Source organism: Gordonia namibiensis NBRC 108229, from assembly GCF_000298235.1.
Lineage (GTDB): Bacteria > Actinomycetota > Actinomycetes > Mycobacteriales > Mycobacteriaceae > Gordonia > Gordonia namibiensis.
Window position 1 is genome coordinate 20130 of sequence record NZ_BAHE01000027.1, and the last position, 16933, is coordinate 37062.

11 protein-coding genes are annotated in these 16933 nt (G+C 67.6%); 9 read left to right on the top strand and 2 right to left on the bottom strand.

Going from position 1 to position 16933, the window contains the following annotated elements; translation table 11 throughout:
• The first annotated feature begins 468 nt into the window (after nucleotides 1-468).
• The 9 genes from gltB (at nucleotide 469) to GONAM_RS15220 (ending at nucleotide 14447) form a co-directional block, all read left to right on the top strand.
• A complete protein-coding gene (gene gltB, locus GONAM_RS15180; protein ID WP_006867642.1) occupies nucleotides 469-5040 on the top strand; it encodes a glutamate synthase large subunit in 4572 nt (1523 codons plus the stop codon).
• A complete protein-coding gene (locus GONAM_RS15185; protein ID WP_006867643.1) occupies nucleotides 5033-6538 on the top strand; it encodes a glutamate synthase subunit beta in 1506 nt (501 codons plus the stop codon). Before gltB ends, GONAM_RS15185 begins: the two co-directional genes overlap by 8 nt.
• Before the next feature lie 177 nt (nucleotides 6539-6715).
• On the top strand, nucleotides 6716-8140 hold the full coding sequence (gene pyk, locus GONAM_RS15190) for a pyruvate kinase (protein ID WP_040536658.1): 1425 nt from the start codon (nucleotides 6716-6718) through the stop codon (nucleotides 8138-8140).
• A gap of 36 nt (nucleotides 8141-8176) precedes the next feature.
• Entirely contained in the window at nucleotides 8177-9055 is an 879-nt protein-coding gene (locus GONAM_RS15195) for an acyl-CoA thioesterase (RefSeq protein ID WP_005196163.1), read from the top strand.
• A gap of 10 nt (nucleotides 9056-9065) precedes the next feature.
• Nucleotides 9066-9530, top strand: a complete 465-nt coding sequence (locus GONAM_RS15200) for a hypothetical protein (RefSeq protein WP_006867645.1) — start codon at nucleotides 9066-9068, stop codon at nucleotides 9528-9530.
• Nucleotides 9531-9732: 202 nt separating this feature from the next.
• A complete protein-coding gene (locus GONAM_RS15205) occupies nucleotides 9733-11715 on the top strand; it encodes an ABC transporter ATP-binding protein/permease (protein WP_006867646.1) in 1983 nt (660 codons plus the stop codon).
• A 110-nt stretch (nucleotides 11716-11825) separates the two neighbouring features.
• The gene (locus GONAM_RS15210; protein ID WP_006867647.1) at nucleotides 11826-13664 is read left to right on the top strand and encodes an AMP-dependent synthetase/ligase; all 1839 of its coding nucleotides are present in this window, start codon (nucleotides 11826-11828) and stop codon (nucleotides 13662-13664) included.
• Nucleotides 13661-14098, top strand: a complete 438-nt coding sequence (locus GONAM_RS15215) for a DUF6325 family protein (protein WP_006867648.1) — start codon at nucleotides 13661-13663, stop codon at nucleotides 14096-14098. The genes GONAM_RS15210 and GONAM_RS15215 overlap by 4 nt, the downstream gene beginning before the upstream one ends.
• Nucleotides 14099-14111: 13 nt before the next feature.
• Nucleotides 14112-14447, top strand: a complete 336-nt coding sequence (locus GONAM_RS15220; protein WP_006867649.1) for an SHOCT domain-containing protein — start codon at nucleotides 14112-14114, stop codon at nucleotides 14445-14447.
• 21 nt (nucleotides 14448-14468) lie between these two features.
• Here the strand turns inward: GONAM_RS15220 and eutC are convergent, their stop codons facing one another.
• A complete protein-coding gene (gene eutC / locus GONAM_RS15225) occupies nucleotides 14469-15281 on the bottom strand; it encodes an ethanolamine ammonia-lyase subunit EutC (protein WP_006867650.1) in 813 nt (270 codons plus the stop codon).
• A complete protein-coding gene (locus GONAM_RS15230; RefSeq protein WP_006867651.1) occupies nucleotides 15278-16687 on the bottom strand; it encodes an ethanolamine ammonia-lyase subunit EutB in 1410 nt (469 codons plus the stop codon). Before GONAM_RS15230 ends, eutC begins: the two co-directional genes overlap by 4 nt.
• Nucleotides 16688-16933: the final 246 nt, after the last annotated feature.

Here is a 16933-nt window from a genome sequence, read left to right on the forward strand (position 1 = left end):
GTGGCGCGGTCGTGCTGCAGCTGTCTGACCTCTGGGTGCCGATCCTTGAGCCCGAAATCCACCCCTGAAATCCGCCCCTGATCTGCGCCCTCCAGAGGGCGACCGTCGACGATATGTCGCCGGCGCAGCTGTACAGGGCGCATTCCAGGGGCGGTTTTCAGCCGCGCCCAGGAGACAGCCCGCGCCGAACTACCGCCGACGCCTGGTTACCCGGGCCGCTCCCGGTCGCGGATATCACAGCCGTCGAGCACCCGCACCCGCCATGGTGTTCGGATACGATCGAATTTCACGACGCGCGATCTCCGACCGCCCGGTACCGACCGCCTCGACCCTCGGGTCGCGACGGTTTCGACTCAGCCCGGTACCGATCTCGGCACGGTCACTCGCTCGCCGCGCAATACTCCTCGGGCCAGTGCTGTCCCAGTGGACACTCAGCAGCGATCCGTTCCGGATCGAGTGGAGGTAGTGATGCTCTTTTCTGCGCTCCCGGCCAAGCAGGGCCTGTACGACCCGGAGGCCGAGGTCGACTCGTGTGGCGTCGCGATGGTGACCGACATCCACGGTCGCAGATCGCATTCGATCGTCGCAGACGGCCTGCTGGCGCTGGAGAACCTCGAGCACCGCGGGGCTGCCGGTGCCGAGACCAACAGCGGTGACGGCGCAGGCATCCTGATCCAGCTGCCCGACGAATTGCTGCGTGCCACCGTCGACTTCGAGCTCCCCGAGCCGACCGCCGACGGTTCCCACACCTACGCCGCCGGTACCTGCTTCCTGCCGATGGACGAGGAACTGCGCAGGCAGGCGATCGCGCGGGTGGAAGCCCTCGCCGCCGACGAGGGCATCACGATCCTCGGCTGGCGCGACGTCCCGGTCGACCACGAGCACGCCGACATCGGCGGCACCGCCGTCGCCTGTATGCCTTACATGATGCAGCTGTTCGTCACCGTCGACCCCGAGCCCGGCGCCGAGCGCATCGGCGGCGTCACCCTCGACCGCTTCATCTACCCATTCCGCAAGCAGGCCGAGCGCGTCACCCCGGAGATCGAAGAGGCGGGCACCGGCGTCTACTTCCCGTCGCTGTCGAGCCGCACCATGGTCTACAAGGGCATGCTCACCACGATGCAGCTGCCGCTGTACTACGCGGATCTGCGCGACGACCGGTGCCAGAGCGCCATCGCGATCGTCCACTCGCGCTTCTCGACCAACACCTTCCCGTCGTGGCCGCTCGCGCATCCGTTCCGATTCGTCGCCCACAACGGTGAGATCAACACGGTGCGCGGCAACCGCAACCGCATGCGCGCCCGCGAGGCACTGCTCGAGACCGACCTCATCCCCGGCGACCTCGCGCGCGCCTTCCCGATCTGCACGCCCGAGGCGTCGGATTCGGCGTCGCTCGACGAGGTGCTCGAGTTGCTGCATCTCGGCGGTCGGAGCGTGCCGCACGCGGTGATGATGATGGTCCCCGAGGCGTGGGAGAACGTCCCCGACATGGACCCGAAGCGCCGCGCCTTCCTGCAGTTCAACGCGTCGTTGATGGAAGCGTGGGACGGCCCGGCGTGCGTCACCTTCACCGACGGCACCGTCGTCGGCGCGGTCCTCGACCGCAACGGCCTGCGTCCCGGCCGCTGGTGGCAGACCCGCGACGGCCGCATCATCCTCGCTTCCGAGGCGGGTGTCCTCGACGTCCCGGTCGACGACGTCATCAGCAAGGGCCGGCTCGAACCGGGCCGCATGTTCCTCGTCGACACCGCCCAGGGCCGGATCATCCCCGACGAGGAGATCAAGGGCGAGCTGATGAACGCCGAGGCGTACGACGAGTGGCTGCACGCGGGCCTCCTCGACATCGCCACGCTGCCCGAGCGCCCGGTCTTCCAGCCCAACCACGACACCGTGGTCCGACGCCAGCTCTCGTTCGGGTACACCGAAGAGGATCTGCGGGTGTTGCTGACGCCGATGGCGGCGTCGGGATACGAGCCGCTCGGCTCGATGGGTACCGACACCCCGATCGCCGTGCTGTCGCGGCGTTCCCGGTTGCTCTACGACTACTTCGTGGAGTTGTTCGCCCAGGTCACCAACCCGCCGCTGGACGCGATCCGCGAGGAGATCGTGACCTCGATGGGGCGTGTGATGGGTCCGGAGCAGAACCTGCTCGACCCCACCGCGGCGTCGTGCCGCCAGATCATGCTCCACTGGCCGGTCCTCGACAACGCCGACCTCGCCAAGCTGGTCCACATCAACGACGACGGTGATCACCCCGGCCTGTCGGCCAAGGTGTTGCGCGCGTTGTATGAGGTGAACGAAGGGGGAGAAGGACTTCGGCTCGCCCTCGAGGACCTGCGCCGGCGGGCGAGCCAGGCGATCGCCGAGGGCCACACCACCCTCGTCATCTCCGATCGTCTGACCGACAAGGATCACGCACCGATCCCGTCGTTGCTCGCCATCTCCGCCGTCCACCATCACCTGGTGCGCACCAAGGAGCGCACCCGGGTCGCGCTGGTCGTCGAATCCGGCGACGCCCGCGAGGTCCACCACATCGCCACGCTCATCGGTTTCGGTGCGGCCGCGGTCAATCCGTATCTGGCACTGGAGACGATCGAGGACCTCATCGCGGAGGGTGAGCTGATCGGCGTCACCCCGTCGAAGGCCATCCGCAACTACCTCGAGGCGCTCGGCAAGGGGGTGCTGAAGGTGATGAGCAAGATGGGGATCTCGACCATCGGCTCGTATACCGCCGCACAGGCTTTCGAGGCCGTCGGCCTCTCGTCGGAGGTCGTGCGCGAATATTTCACCCGCACGGTGTCGCGCATCGAGGGCGTCGGTCTCGACGAACTCGCCGAAGAAGTACGCATCCGGCATCATCGGGCGTTCCCGGAGAACCCGACCGAGCAGGTATACCGGCGTCTCGACTCGGGCGGCGAGTACCAGTACCGCCGGGAAGGCGAGCTGCACCTGTTCACCCCGGAGACCGTGTTCCTGCTGCAGCACGCCACCAAGACCGGGCGGGCCGAGATCTTCCAGAAGTACTCCGACGAGGTCGATCGTCTGTCGCGCAAGGGCGGCACGCTCCGCGGCCTTTTCGAGTTCGATCTCGATGCGCGCGAACCGGTCCCGATCGAGGAGGTGGAACCGGTCGAGGAGATCATGAAGCGCTTCAACACCGGCGCCATGAGTTACGGCTCTATCTCCGCCGAGGCGCACGAGACGATCGCGATGGCGATGAACAAGATCGGCGGCCGGTCGAACTCGGGGGAGGGCGGCGAGGACGTCGACCGCCTCTACGACCCGGAACGACGCAGCGCGGTCAAGCAGGTCGCTTCCGGTCGGTTCGGTGTCACCAGCGACTACCTGATCAACGCCACCGACATCCAGATCAAGATGGCGCAGGGCGCGAAACCCGGTGAGGGCGGCCAGCTTCCGGCGTACAAGGTGTACCCGTGGATCGCCAAGACCCGGCACTCGACGCCCGGTGTCGCGCTGATCTCGCCGCCGCCGCACCACGACATCTACTCGATCGAGGACCTCGCGCAGCTGATCCACGATCTGAAGAACGCCAACTCGCAGGCCCGCATCCACGTGAAGCTGGTCAGTGCGGTCGGCGTGGGCACGGTCGCGACCGGCGTCTCCAAGGCCCATGCCGACGTCGTGCTCATCTCCGGGCATGACGGCGGCACCGGCGCCTCGCCGCTGACCTCGCTGAAGCATGCTGGTACGCCGTGGGAGATCGGCCTCGCCGACGCTCAGCAGACGCTCATGCTCAACGGTCTGCGCGACCGAATCACCGTGCAGTGCGACGGTGCGCTGCGCACCGGCCGCGACGTCATCATGGCCGCACTGCTCGGCGCCGAGGAGTACGGCTTCTCGACCGCGCCGCTCATCGTGGCGGGTTGCATCATGATGCGCGTGTGTCACCTCGACACCTGCCCGGTCGGTGTGGCAACCCAGAACCCGCAGCTGCGTTCACGTTTCACCGGCCAGGTGGACCATCTGGTGAACTTCTTCCGGTTCATCGCCGAGGATGTCCGGAAGTATCTGGCGCAGCTGGGTTACCGCACGCTCGACGAGGCGATCGGGCAGTCGCAACGCCTGCACACCGATTCCGCTGTCGCGCACTGGAAGTCGAAGGGTCTCGATCTGTCGCCGATCTTCCGGAAGGTCGAGGGCAAGGGGCCGGCCCGGCGGGTGCGGGAGCAGTATCACGCCCTGGACCGCGCGCTCGACCAGACGCTCATCCAGCTCGCCGAAGGGGCCCTCGAGGACGCCCACCCGGTGACGCTCGAACTGCCGGTGCGCAACGTCAACCGGACCGTCGGCACGCTGCTCGGCGCCGAGGTCACCCGTCGCTACGGCGCCGAGGGCCTGGCCGAGGACACGATCGTGGTGAAACTCGAGGGTTCGGCGGGGCAGTCGCTCGGCGCGTTCCTGCCGCCGGGCGTGACGATCAAGCTCAGCGGCGACACGAACGACTATGTCGGCAAGGGGCTGTGCGGCGGCAAGATCGTCGTCGCCCCGCATCCCGACTCGTGGTTCGTCGCCGAGGACCAGGTCATCGCCGGCAACACCATCCTCTACGGCGCGACATCGGGCGAGGTGTTCCTGCGCGGCCGCGTCGGCGAGCGATTCTCGGTTCGCAACTCGGGCGCGACCGCGGTCGTCGAGGGCGTGGGCGACCATGCCTGCGAATACATGACCGGCGGGCGTGTGGTGGTCCTCGGGCCCACCGGACGCAACCTCGCGGCCGGGATGTCAGGTGGCATCGCCTTCGTGCACGACCTCGACCCCGACAAGGTCAACATGGCGATGGTCAAACTCATGCGCCCCGACTCCGACGACCTGGCCTGGCTCAAGGCGACCATCACCAAGCACACCGAACTGACCGGTTCGGCGATCGGTGCGTCGATCCTCGCGGACTGGCCCCGGCGCTGCCTGGCGTTCACGAAGGTCATGCCGACCGATTACAAGCGTGTCCTGGACGCGGCCCGGATGGCCGAGGCCGAGGGGCGCGACGTCGATTCAGCGATCATGGAGGCGGCACGTGGCTGATCCACGCGGGTTCCTGGAGGTCCCGAAGAAAGAAGCGAAGTACCGTCCGGTCGCCGAGCGCGTCCAGGACTGGGACGACGTCTACGTGCACGCCGACGACCCGACGAAGGTGCTCGCGGAGGTCAGCACCCAGGCGCGCCGGTGTATGGACTGCGGTATCCCGTTCTGTCACTCCGGAACCGCGGGTTGTCCGCTGGGCAACCTGATCCCGGAATGGAACGACCTGGTCCGCCGCGGCCGGTGGGATGCGGCGAGCAGCCGCCTGCACGCGACCAACAACTTCCCCGAGTTCACCGGAATGGTGTGCCCGGCGCCGTGTGAGGCCGCCTGTGTCCTGTCGATCTCCGAGCGCGCGACCGGTGGCAGCGTCACCATCAAGCGCATCGAGAAGACCATCGCCTACGAGTCGTGGGCCGAAGGCGTCATCGGCCCCGAGCCGCCGGAGTCCAAGACCGGGAAGTCGGTGGGTGTGGTCGGTTCCGGTCCGGCGGGACTCGCTGCGGCGCAACAGCTCACGCGTGCGGGCCACGACGTGACCGTCTACGAGCGGGACGACCGGCTCGGCGGGTTGCTGCGTTACGGCATCCCGGAGTACAAGCTGCAGAAGTCCGACATCGACCGACGCATCGCGCAGATGCGTGCCGAGGGAACGGAATTCGTCACCAACTGCGACGTCGGAACCGAATTGTCGGTGGAGGACCTCAAGGTCCGACACGATGCCGTCGTCCTGGCCATCGGCGCGATGGAGGCCCGCGACAACCCGGTGCCCGGCCGTGAGCTCAACGGCGTCCACCTGGCGATGGAACACCTCGTACCCGCCAACCGCGAATGCGAGGGTGACGGCCCGTCGCCGATCACCGCGGCCGGAAAGCACGTCGTGATCATCGGCGGCGGCGACACCGGCGCGGACTGCCTGGGCACCGCCCATCGGCAGGGTGCTGCGTCGGTGGTGCAGCTCGACTACAACCCGGAACTGCCCGGTGAACGCGACGACGAACGGTCCCCGTGGCCGACCTGGCCGCTGGTCATGCGGACCTCGAGCGCCCATGCCGAGGGCGGCGAGCGCATGCATCAGGTCGCGGTGCAGCGTTTCGTCGGAGACGACGAGGGCAACGTCACCACGATGGTGCTCGCCGAGGTCGAGGTACAGCGCGACGCCGACGGCCGACGCGAGATCAAACCCATCGGCGAGGAGTTCGAAATTCCCTGTGAGCTGGCGCTTTTCGCGATCGGCTTCGCCGGTGTGGAACGGGGCGAGCTGTTGTCGGGTTTGGAGATCGAACCCAACAAGCGAGGGGCCATCTCGTGCGGAAGTGATTGGCAGACCGACGCTCCCGGCGTTTTCGTGTGTGGTGACGCCCACCGTGGTGCGTCGCTGGTGGTGTGGGCGATCGCCGAGGGCAGATCGGCGGCCCGGGCCGTCGACGAGTTCCTCGTCGGTGAATCCGACCTGCCGTCACCGGTTCGTCCGGCAGCACTGCCGCTGTCGGTGCGCTGACCGGCGCCGTCGGGATCGCCGGCCGGCGAGGACGGGGAACACGCGCGGGCTCCCCGTGTGACGCGAAATCCGTACCGGAAAGTAGCGGGCTGTCACCAGCGACAACACCACGTGACCCCGGGGTGACGACTCCGGCGGCGCGTGGAGATGCGTTCCCGACGGGACTAAGGTGAGGTTGTGACTCGGCGAACCAAGATTGTCTGCACCATGGGTCCGGCCACTTCCAGCGACGAAAAACTCAAAGAACTCGTCGCCAGCGGTATGGATGTGGCCCGGATGAACTTCAGCCACGGCAAGCATGAGGACCATGCTGCCGTCTACGCGCGTGTCCGCAAGGCCTCCGATGCTGCGGAGAAGGCCGTCGGCATCCTCGCCGACCTGCAGGGTCCCAAGATCCGGCTGGGCCGTTTCGACGGCTGCGACGGCGCCACCGTCTGGGAGACCGGCGAGGAGGTGCGGATCACCGTCGACGATGTCGAGGGCACCCACGACCGCGTCTCCACCACGTACAAGAACCTGTCCGAGGACGCGAGCCCCGGCGATCGACTCCTCGTCGACGACGGCAAGGTCGGGCTGACGGTCGCCTCGATCGACGGCAACGACGTGGTCTGCACCGTCACCGAGGGCGGTCCGGTCAGCAACAACAAGGGTCTGTCGCTGCCGGGTATGAGCGTCTCGGTGCCGGCGCTGTCCGAGAAGGACATCGCCGACCTCGAATTCGCACTCGGTCTGGGCGTCGACCTCGTCGCACTGTCGTTCGTGCGCAGCCCGTCCGACATCGAACTCGTCCACGAGGTCATGGACCGCGTGGGTCGCCGGGTGCCGGTCATCGCGAAGCTGGAGAAGCCGGAGGCCATCGAGAACCTCGAGGCCATCGTCCTGGCGTTCGACGCGATCATGGTCGCCCGCGGCGATCTGGGTGTCGAGCTGCCGCTGGAGGAGGTGCCGCTGGTGCAGAAGCGGGCCATCCAGATGGCCCGCGAGAACGCCAAGCCGGTGATCGTCGCGACCCAGATGCTCGACTCGATGATCGAGAACTCGCGCCCCACCCGCGCCGAGGCCTCCGACGTCGCGAACGCGGTGCTCGACGGCGCCGACGCGGTCATGCTGTCCGGCGAGACGTCGGTGGGCAAGTTCCCGCTCGAGACCGTCCGCACGATGGACCGCATCTGCCGGGCCGTCGAGACCGGCCCGCGTGATGTCCCGCCGCTGTCGCATGTGCCCCGCACCAAGCGTGGCGTCATCTCCTACGCGGCCCGTGACATCGGTGAGCGGCTCGAGGTGAAGGCCCTCGTGGCGTTCACCCAGTCCGGAGACACCGTCCGACGCCTCGCCCGTTTGCACTCGCGCCTGCCGTTGCTGGCCTTCACCCCCACGCAGGAGGTGCGGAGCCAGCTCGCCCTGAGCTGGGGCACGGAGACCTTCATCGTCGACCACGTCGACACCACCGATCACATGATCGATCAGGTCGATCATCAACTGCTGCGCATCGGCCGCCTGTCCGAGGGCGACGTGGTGGTCATCGTGGCCGGCGCCCCGCCCGGCACCGTCGGCTCGACCAACATGATCCACGTGCACCGGATCGGCGAGCAGGACCACTGACACAAAGGTCCCCGGTCTGTCACTAGGGTGAAGGCCATGACCGTGGAACAGACCGGGGATCTCGGCAAGCTGCTGGCACTGCTCGACGTCGAACGTCGCGACGAGGACGTGTTCATCGGGCACCACCCGGAGCAGGTCACCGCTCGAACTTTCGGCGGGCAGCTCCTCGGGCAGGGTGTGGTGGCCGCTTCGCGCAGCCTCACCCGCGGCAATCCGCCGATCCACGCTCTGCACGCACACTTCATCCGCGGTGGCGACGTCACCAAGCCGATGGAGTACCACGTCGATCGGTTCCGCGACGGCAAGTCCTTCGCCAATCGGCAGGTCACCGCCAAGCAGGACGGCGAAGAGATCTTCACGATGCTGGTGGCATTCCAGGACAACACCGCCGGGCTCGAGCACGCCGTCGAGATCCCGCAGGTGCCCTACCCGGAGGAGTTGCCTCCTCTCGGTGAGCATTTCAAGGGTTACGAGGACCGCATCGCGACCTTCGTCAACGCGCTTCACCCCGTCGACATCCGCTTCGCCAACGACCCGAGCTGGAAGGCGAAGGAGGCGGGCCGCAAGCTCACCGACAACCGGGTGTGGATGAAGGCCGACGGCGTGATGCCCGACGATCCCGTGATGCACGTCGCCGCAATGTGTTACGCCTCGGACACCACCGTGCTCGACTCGATCATCACGACGCACGGATTGTCGTGGGGGATCGACCGGCTGTTCGCGGCGACCGTCAACCACTCGATGTGGTTCCACCGCGAGTTCCGCTTCGACGACTGGCTGCTGTACGCGACGCGTTCACCGGTGGCGACCGGCTCCCGCGGCATGGGATCGGGGCGGTTCTGGACGCGCGACGGCACGCTCGCGACCTCGGTGGTCCAAGAGGCACTGATCAAGTACTTCCCGCCGAAGAAGTGATGCACCCGAAATGACCACCGGCCAGGAGATGTGGCTCGACCCGGGCCCTCCGCTGCCGCGCCGCACCTGGCAGCGCAAGACCCGGGTGCCGGTCATCGTGGGTACGACGATCGCGATGGTGCTCTTCGCCGCCGTCGCGATCGGCGCCCTGCTGCTGGGCGTGCTCCGCACCCCGACCTTCACCGCGAAGGGCGGTGTCGTCGCCGACTGTGCAACGGAGGTCGCCGCACAACCCGGCGGCGGACAGATCGCCCGCGGGGCACCGGTGTTCATCTACGACGCCGCGGGCGGCGAGGTGGCGAAGAGCGCGCTGACCGGGTTCCTCCGCAGCGACACGGGCTGCCAACTGACGTTCGAGGTGGACGGGGTGGAGTACACCGACGCCGGCTACCTCGTCCGCGTCGGAGAGCGCTTCTCCCAGCCGGTCTCGACCAGCGCTCTCCAGGAGGGCGCGGTCCTTCGACCCCTCGGCTGAGTTCCAGCGGATTTCCGACGATCTCGCGCCGCGACATGGGTGGCGGTTGTCCGGACAGGCGGTGAACCCCGGGTTAAACTTCGCCCGATCAATGTAGGGCCCGGACCCGTTGTGTCGATTCAGCTTTCGACATTTTGTATTCAGTCGGACCATGATGTCGTCCGGGTTCCCGGTTGCGACATCCGAGGCGTAGGGAGCGTGCGTGGAGTACAGCATCGACTGGGGCAACGAGGTCTGGGCCAGCCTGAAGTGGCTGGCCATCGCATTCGGGATCGCCGCGGTCGCGATGCTCGTCATCGGTTTCCTGCTCGCCCGCTTCAGCCGATGGGGCCGACCCCTGTGGCGCGTGATCGGTGGGTTCTTCACCGAACCGGGTACGCGGCTCAAGGCCTGGGGGCTGGCCGCCCTGCTCACGGTGCTCGCCCTGCTTGGTGTACGGATCACCGTGCTCTTCTCCTACTTCAGCAACGACCTGTTCACCGGGCTCCAGACCGCGGCCGAGGGGCTGGGGGCCGGCGGCCCGCAAGGGGCCGAGATGCTCCAGATGGGCAAGGACGCCTTCTGGCATTCGATGGCGGTCTTCGGCATCCTCGCGACGATCCACGTCGTGCGCACGATGATCGAGATCTACGTCGGCGCCGCCTTCGAGATCAACCTCCGCCGCTGGATGACCGGCGGCGCGGCGGCGGACTGGATGAACGGGCGCGCCTTCTACCGCAACCGTTTCGTCGACCTCAGCGCGGGTCTCATGCGCCGGAAGTGGTTCCGCCGAACGTCGGAGCCGTCGCAGAAGCCGACCGACATCCATCCCGGCGTGGACAACCCCGACCAGCGCATCCAGGCCGACATCACCAATGTCGCCTCGGTCGGATCGTCGCTGCTCTGGGGTGGCGGTGGCTCGTCGACCAACGGCGTGCTGACCGCGGTCGCCTCGATCGTGTCGTTCTCGAAGATCCTGTGGGACCTGTCCGGGCCGGTGACGCTCCTCGGCGTCGAGATCCCCCGGATGATGATGTGGCTGGTCCTGGTGTACGTGCTCGTGACAAGCGTCGTGGCCTTCGCCATCGGCCGCCCGCTCATCCGACTCAACTTCTGGCAGGAACGTCTCACCGCGAACTTCCGCTACGCCCTCGTCCGGGTCCGCGACGGGGCCGAGAACATCGCGTTCTACCGCGGCGAGCGCGTCGAGCACAACGGCCTGATGTCGCGTTTCGCTGCGGTGATCAAGAACTACTGGCAGATCATCCACGTCCAGATGGCCTTCGTCGGCTGGAACTTCAGTGTCAGCCAGCTCGCGGTGGTGTTCCCGTACCTGGTTCAGATCCCTCGGTTCTTCGACGGTCAGATCAAACTCGGCGACATGCAGCAGACGGCGTCGGCCTTCGGCGAGATGCACGACGCGCTGTCGTTCTTCCGGACCGCGTACGACGACTTCACCGGTCTGCGCGCCTCGATCATCCGTCTCGACGGACTCGCCGATGCCGACGTCAAGTCGCGTGCCATGCCCGAGATCACCACGGTCGATCGGGACCGGGCGGTTCGTCTCGCCGACATCACCGTCACGACCCCGACCGGCGACGAATTGATCCGCGCGCTCAACGTCTCCCTCGACCCGGGCGACGCACTCGTCGTCAAGGGCCGGTCCGGTTCTGGCAAGACCACTCTGCTCCGGGGGCTCGCCGGCCTGTGGCCGTTCATCGACGGCGAGTTCTCCCGACCGCCGGACGCGCACACCCTGTTCCTGTCCCAGATGCCCTACATCCCGCTCGGTGACCTCCGCACGGCCGTCGCCTACCCGGCGCTGCCCGACGACGTCGGCGACGAGGGCATCAAACAGGCTCTGGAGAAGGTCTTCCTGCCGCATCTGGTCGGACGCCTGTACGACGAGGAGGACTGGGCCAAGGTCCTGTCACCGGGTGAGCAGCAGCGCGTGGCCTTCGCCCGCATCCTGCTGACGAAGCCGCAGGCGGTGTTCATGGACGAGGCGACCTCGGCGGTCGACGAAGGCCTCGAGTACGCGCTCTACCGACTTGTTCGCACCGAACTCCCGGACACGATCCTGGTGTCGGTCAGCCACCGCAGCACCACCGATCAGCACCACACCGAAGTGCTCGAACTGACCGGCGACGGGGCCTGGACGCTGTCGCCGATCGACTCGAGTCCTTCGCTTGACAAACGGTCTTGACCTGCAGGTTGTCGATCATGGGCGTGTTTGCGTGATCTGATCCTGGCTCCCGCACCTACTCGCTAGTGTGATGCGCACCACAACCATCGCACCGGCGAGTAGGGGCCCAGATGACCACAGCAGACCTGATCACCTTTCCCCATGAAACCGGAGTCGACGTGTCGACTCTCCCGGCCGCGTTCCAACAGACCGTCACCGTCCGTCCGGACGCCGTGGCGATCCGTACCGTCGGCGGCATCCAGAAGATCACCTGGTCGCAGTACGCCACCCGCGTGGAGGCGATCGCCGGCGGTCTCGCCGCCCTCGGCGTGGGGCGCGGGGACACCGTCGGCATCATGCTCACCAACCGGCCGGAGTTCCATCTCGTCGACACCGCGGCGCTCCACCTCGGTGCGGTCCCGTTCTCGATCTACAACACCAGCGCTCCCGACCAGATCGAGTACCTGTTCGGCAACGCCGAGAACAAGGTCGTGATCACCGAGCAGGTCTTCCTGCCGGTGATCACCGCCGCGAACACCGGCGTCGAACGCATCGTGGTCGTCGACGGCATGGCCGACGGCACCATCTCACTCGACGAGCTCGAACACACGCCTCCTCCTGCGGATTTCGACTTCGCCGCGTCCTGGCAAGCGGTGGAACCCGAGGACCTCGCGACACTGATCTACACGTCGGGCACCACCGGCCCGCCCAAGGGTGTCGAGATCACCCATCGGAACATCGTCGCGGAGATGGCCGCGCTGGCCGAGAAGCTCGAGGTCGGGTTCGACGATCGCGCCATCTCCTACCTCCCGGCCGCGCACATCGCCGATCGCGTGTCGTCGCATGCGGCGAACATGATGCGCGGCATCCAGATCACCACCGTGCCCGATCCGCGTGAGATCGCCGCAGCGCTGCCCGATGTGCACCCGACGTTCTTCTTCGGGGTACCGCGCGTGTGGCAGAAGATCCGCGCCGGCATCGAGGCCAAACTCGCCGAGGAGTCGAGTCCGGTCAAAAAGGCACTTGCCGGTTGGGCTTTCGGGGTCGGCGCGGCCAACGCGCAGGCGCGCATCGACGGCAAGGGGACAGGCCTCCTCGGTGGGGTCCAGCACGGACTGGCCGACAAGCTGGTCTTGCACAAGGTGCGCGCCGCCCTTGGGCTCGACGAGGTGTCGTTCGCCGGCTCGGGAGCGGCCGCCATCCCGCCGGAAGTGCTGAAGTTCTTCCTGGGCCTGGGGATTCCCGTGCTCGAGGTGTGGGGCATGTCGGAGACCACCGGCGTCTCGACGATGACCACCCCGGACAATCTGCGGGTCGGCACCGTGGGTTCCCCGGTGCGTGGCATGGAGGTCAAGCTCGCCGCCGACGGGGAGTTGCTCGTCCGCGGTCCGGTGGTCATGCGTGGTTATCGCAAACAACCGGAGAAGACGGCCGAGACGATCGACGCCGAGGGTTGGCTGTCGACCGGCGACATCGCGACGATCGACGACGACGGCAACGTCACGATCGTCGACCGCAAGAAGGAACTCATCATCAACGAGTCCGGAAAGAACATGTCGCCCACCAACATCGAGAACGCGATGAAGGCGGCATCGTCGTTGATCAGTCAGGTCGTGGCCATCGGCGACGCGAAGCCGTATGTGTCGGCGCTGGTGGTCCTCGACCCGGAGGCGGTTGCGATGCGGGCGAACAAACTGGACATGCCCGGCGCCGATCTCGTCGAACTGTCGGCTCATCCCGAGATCGTCGAGGAGGTCTCCGCGGCGATCCGGGCCGGCAACGGGAAGCTGTCCCGGGTCGAACAGGTGAAACGCTTCACCATCGTCCCGGCCGCGTGGGACCCGGGCGGCGACGAGTTGACCCCGACGATGAAGCTGCGCCGCAACCCGATCGCGACCAAGTATGCAGCCGAGATCGGCGCGCTGTACGAGTCCGAGCCGAGCGGGTCCGTCGTGGATCTGCGGTCATGACCAACGGAGACGAGTCGGCGGATCGCGAACTCGGCCCGGTCGACTACGTGGTCGTCGAGTGGGCGGGAACCCAGCCGACGGGTGAGGCGCTGCCCTACCTGATGGACCTGATCGACCGCGGGATCGTGCGACTCATCGACATCGTCTTCCTGACCAAGGCGGACGACGGCTCCATCGCCGAACTCGAGATCGGGGAGCTGAGCGCCGAATTCGCGATCTTCGACGGGGCGGCGACGTCGATCCTCGACGACACCGACATCGGCGAGGCCGCCGCCGCGCTGGAACCCGGCTCCAGCGCGGCGATTCTCGTGTGGGAGAACCTGTGGGCGGCTCCGTTCGCCACCGCCCTGCGCAACAACGGCGGGCGAGTGGTCGCGTCGGGCCGGATACCGGTCGACGCGCTGCTCGAGACGCTCGACGCAATCGAGGAATGAAGGGACAGATGTCATGCCAGGTCTGATCCGCGGGGTCGCCCGCACGGCCGTGATCTCCGGAACCGCCACGGCGGTGAGCAACCGGGTGTCCCGACGCCAGGCCAGTCGGTGGGCACAGCAGGGGACCGTCACCCAGCAGGACCCGACTGCTCAGCGGTATCCCGACCCGCAGTACGCGCCGACGCCCTACCCGGAATCACCTCCTCCGCCCCAGCCGCCCCAACCACCGGCGCAGTCGAGCGGCATGGACACGATCGCCGCCCTGAAGGAGCTCGGTGCGCTGTACCAGCAGGGCATCCTCACCGAGGCCGAGTTCGCCGCGCAGAAGGCCAAGATCCTCGGGACGTGACACCTCGGGTCTGGTGTCCGGTCAGGACGGGTCGACGGTGCGTTCGTCTGCGGCGTCGACGTTCTCGACGGCGGCCTGGCGCGAGGTGTCCTTGAGCGCCACGCCCGACCGGCCGAGTTTGCGGGCGCCGTCGACCAGCGCTGCGGTGACCCGTGCGGCGACCTCGTAATGCAGTCCGTCAGGCGGGTGGATGTTGGAGATGCAGTTGCGATCGGCGTCGGTGCGGCCGGGTCGGGGCAGGTGGGTCAGGTAGATGCCGAGGCTGTCGGCGACCGAGAGTCCCGGTCGCTCACCGATGATCACGATGAGGGTCGTGACGCCGAGTGCCTCGCCGATGTGGTCGCCGAGCGCCACGCGCGCCTGGGTGGCGATGACCGGCGGGGCGATGGTGTAGCGACCCTCGAAGGCGTCGAGGAGGGCGGCCACCAGGCCGTGGGCATGGTCGACGACCGCGCGTGGCGACAGCCCGTCGGCGATGACGATGCCGATCTCCGCGCCGGTTTCGGAGAGGGCGGACAGATCCTCGGGCATGCGGCCCAGATCCGGTCGGCGCAGATACTCGCCACGGTCGGAGGCCCGGCTCGTCACGACGACCGGATCGCCGAGGTCGAGACCGGAGAGCGTCTCGGCGAAGGCCTCGGCGTCGAGGGGTTCGTGGACCGCATCCCGCGCTGCCGCGTGCGCTGCCTGGAACTCCAGTACGCGACGCGACGGCAACGAGCTGCCGGCGCGTCCCAGACCGATGCGCGCCTGGGTGGTCCGCCGCATCGCGGCCCAGACGTCGTCACCGCCGTCGGGGGCCGGGGACTGTCGAGACTCGTCGGGCGTGCTCATCGACCGGCCGCCAGGGGCAGTAGCGGGGAGGCGGCCGGGTCGACCGGCAGGATTCGGCCGTCGGCGTCGGACATGCCGAGACGGGCGAGCCATGCCTCGAACTCCGGTGCGGGACGCAACCGGAGTGCCTGCCGGACGTACAGCGCGTCGTGGAAGGCCAGGCTCTGGTAGCCGAGCATGACGTCGTCGGCGCCGGGTACCGCGATGACGAAGGCCGCGCCCGCGACGCCGAGGAGCGTGAGCAGGGTGTCCATGTCGTCCTGGTCGGCCTCGGCATGGTTGGTGTAGCAGACGTCGACGCCCATCGGGAGGCCGAGAAGCTTGCCGCAGAAGTGATCTTCCAGTCCGGCGCGGATGATCTGCTTGCCGTCGTAGAGGTATTCGGGGCCGATGAACCCGACGACGGTGTTGATCAGCAACGGGTCCAGGGCGCGTGCCACCGCGTACGCCCTCGTCTCGAGGGTCTGCTGGTCGACGGGTTTGCCGCCGGTGCCGAGGTGGGCGCCCGCCGACAACGCGGACCCCTGACCGGTCTCTAGATACATGACGTTGTCGCCGACCGTGCCCCGCCGCAGCGATCGGCCGGCCTCGTTGGCCTCCTGCAAGATCGACAGGTTCACCCCGAATCCCGTGTTGGCTCCCTCGGTTCCGGCGATGGACTGGAACACGAGGTCCACCGGGACGCCCTGAGCGATCAGGTCGACGGTGGTGGTGACGTGCGAGAGGACGCAGGACTGCATCGGGATCTCGAACCGCTGCCGGATGTCGTCGAGCATGTGCAGCAGGTCGGCGGTCGCCTGTGGTGAGTCCGAGGCCGGGTTGATCCCGATCACGGCGTCGCCGCAACCCATCAGCAGGCCGTCGAGGGTGGCTGCGGCGATACCGCGTGGATCGTCGGTCGGGTGGTTGGGCTGAAGTCGGGTGGCGATGCGGCCGGGGAGGCCGATCGTGGTCCGGAAAGCCGAGGTGACCCGAATGGCCGAGGCAACCAGGATCAGGTCCTGGTTGCGCATGATCTTCGATGTCGCAGCGGCCATCTCGGGGGTGACGGCGGGGGAGACGCGGGCGATGCGTTCGGCCGCGTCGGAGCGGGTGGAGATCTCGAGCAGCCAGTCGCGGAACCCGCCGACCGTCAGATGCGAGATCTCCGCGAAAGCCGCGCGGTCGTGGGTGTCGACGATGAGGCGGGTCACCTCGTCCGACTCGTACGGGACGAGAAGGTCGTCGAGAAACGCCGACAGCGGGACATCGGCCAATTGCCATGCCGCAGCAGCACGTTCGGCATCCGAGGTGGCGGCGCAACCGGCCAGCTCGTCGCCGGAGCGCCGCGGCGTGGCCTTTGCCATCAGTTCGACGAGGCCGTCGAACTCGTAGGTCGTCCCGGAGATGGTCTGGGTGAATCGCATGGTCCCCGAAGTCTAGGTTCGCCCGGCCCGCTGTGCATGACGAACAGTGGCTCTTCGAGTGACCTCCCGCGTGCGGGTTTCCCTCCCGCCGGACTGATTCCCTCGCGCTGCTTGAGCTCAATCAGCGGATTGGAAACGGATGCGCGGGAACGCGAGGCCGGCCCCGACGCCCTCCCGCGTGCGGGTTTCCCTCCCGCCGGACTGATTCCCTCCCGCGGGTCAGGCCTGACACGCGGGAAGGAATCC

Coding starts and splice junctions, on each gene's coding strand:
- GONAM_RS15200 (WP_006867645.1), top strand. CDS start 9,066: ATGACCACCGGCCAGGAGATGTGGCTCGACCCGGGCCCTCCGCTGCCG.
- GONAM_RS15230 (WP_006867651.1), bottom strand. CDS start 16,687: ATGCGATTCACCCAGACCATCTCCGGGACGACCTACGAGTTCGACGGC.
- GONAM_RS15220 (WP_006867649.1), top strand. CDS start 14,112: ATGCCAGGTCTGATCCGCGGGGTCGCCCGCACGGCCGTGATCTCCGGA.
- GONAM_RS15215 (WP_006867648.1), top strand. CDS start 13,661: ATGACCAACGGAGACGAGTCGGCGGATCGCGAACTCGGCCCGGTCGAC.
- GONAM_RS15210 (WP_006867647.1), top strand. CDS start 11,826: ATGACCACAGCAGACCTGATCACCTTTCCCCATGAAACCGGAGTCGAC.
- GONAM_RS15195 (WP_005196163.1), top strand. CDS start 8,177: ATGACCGTGGAACAGACCGGGGATCTCGGCAAGCTGCTGGCACTGCTC.
- eutC (WP_006867650.1), bottom strand. CDS start 15,281: ATGAGCACGCCCGACGAGTCTCGACAGTCCCCGGCCCCCGACGGCGGT.
- gltB (WP_006867642.1), top strand. CDS start 469: ATGCTCTTTTCTGCGCTCCCGGCCAAGCAGGGCCTGTACGACCCGGAG.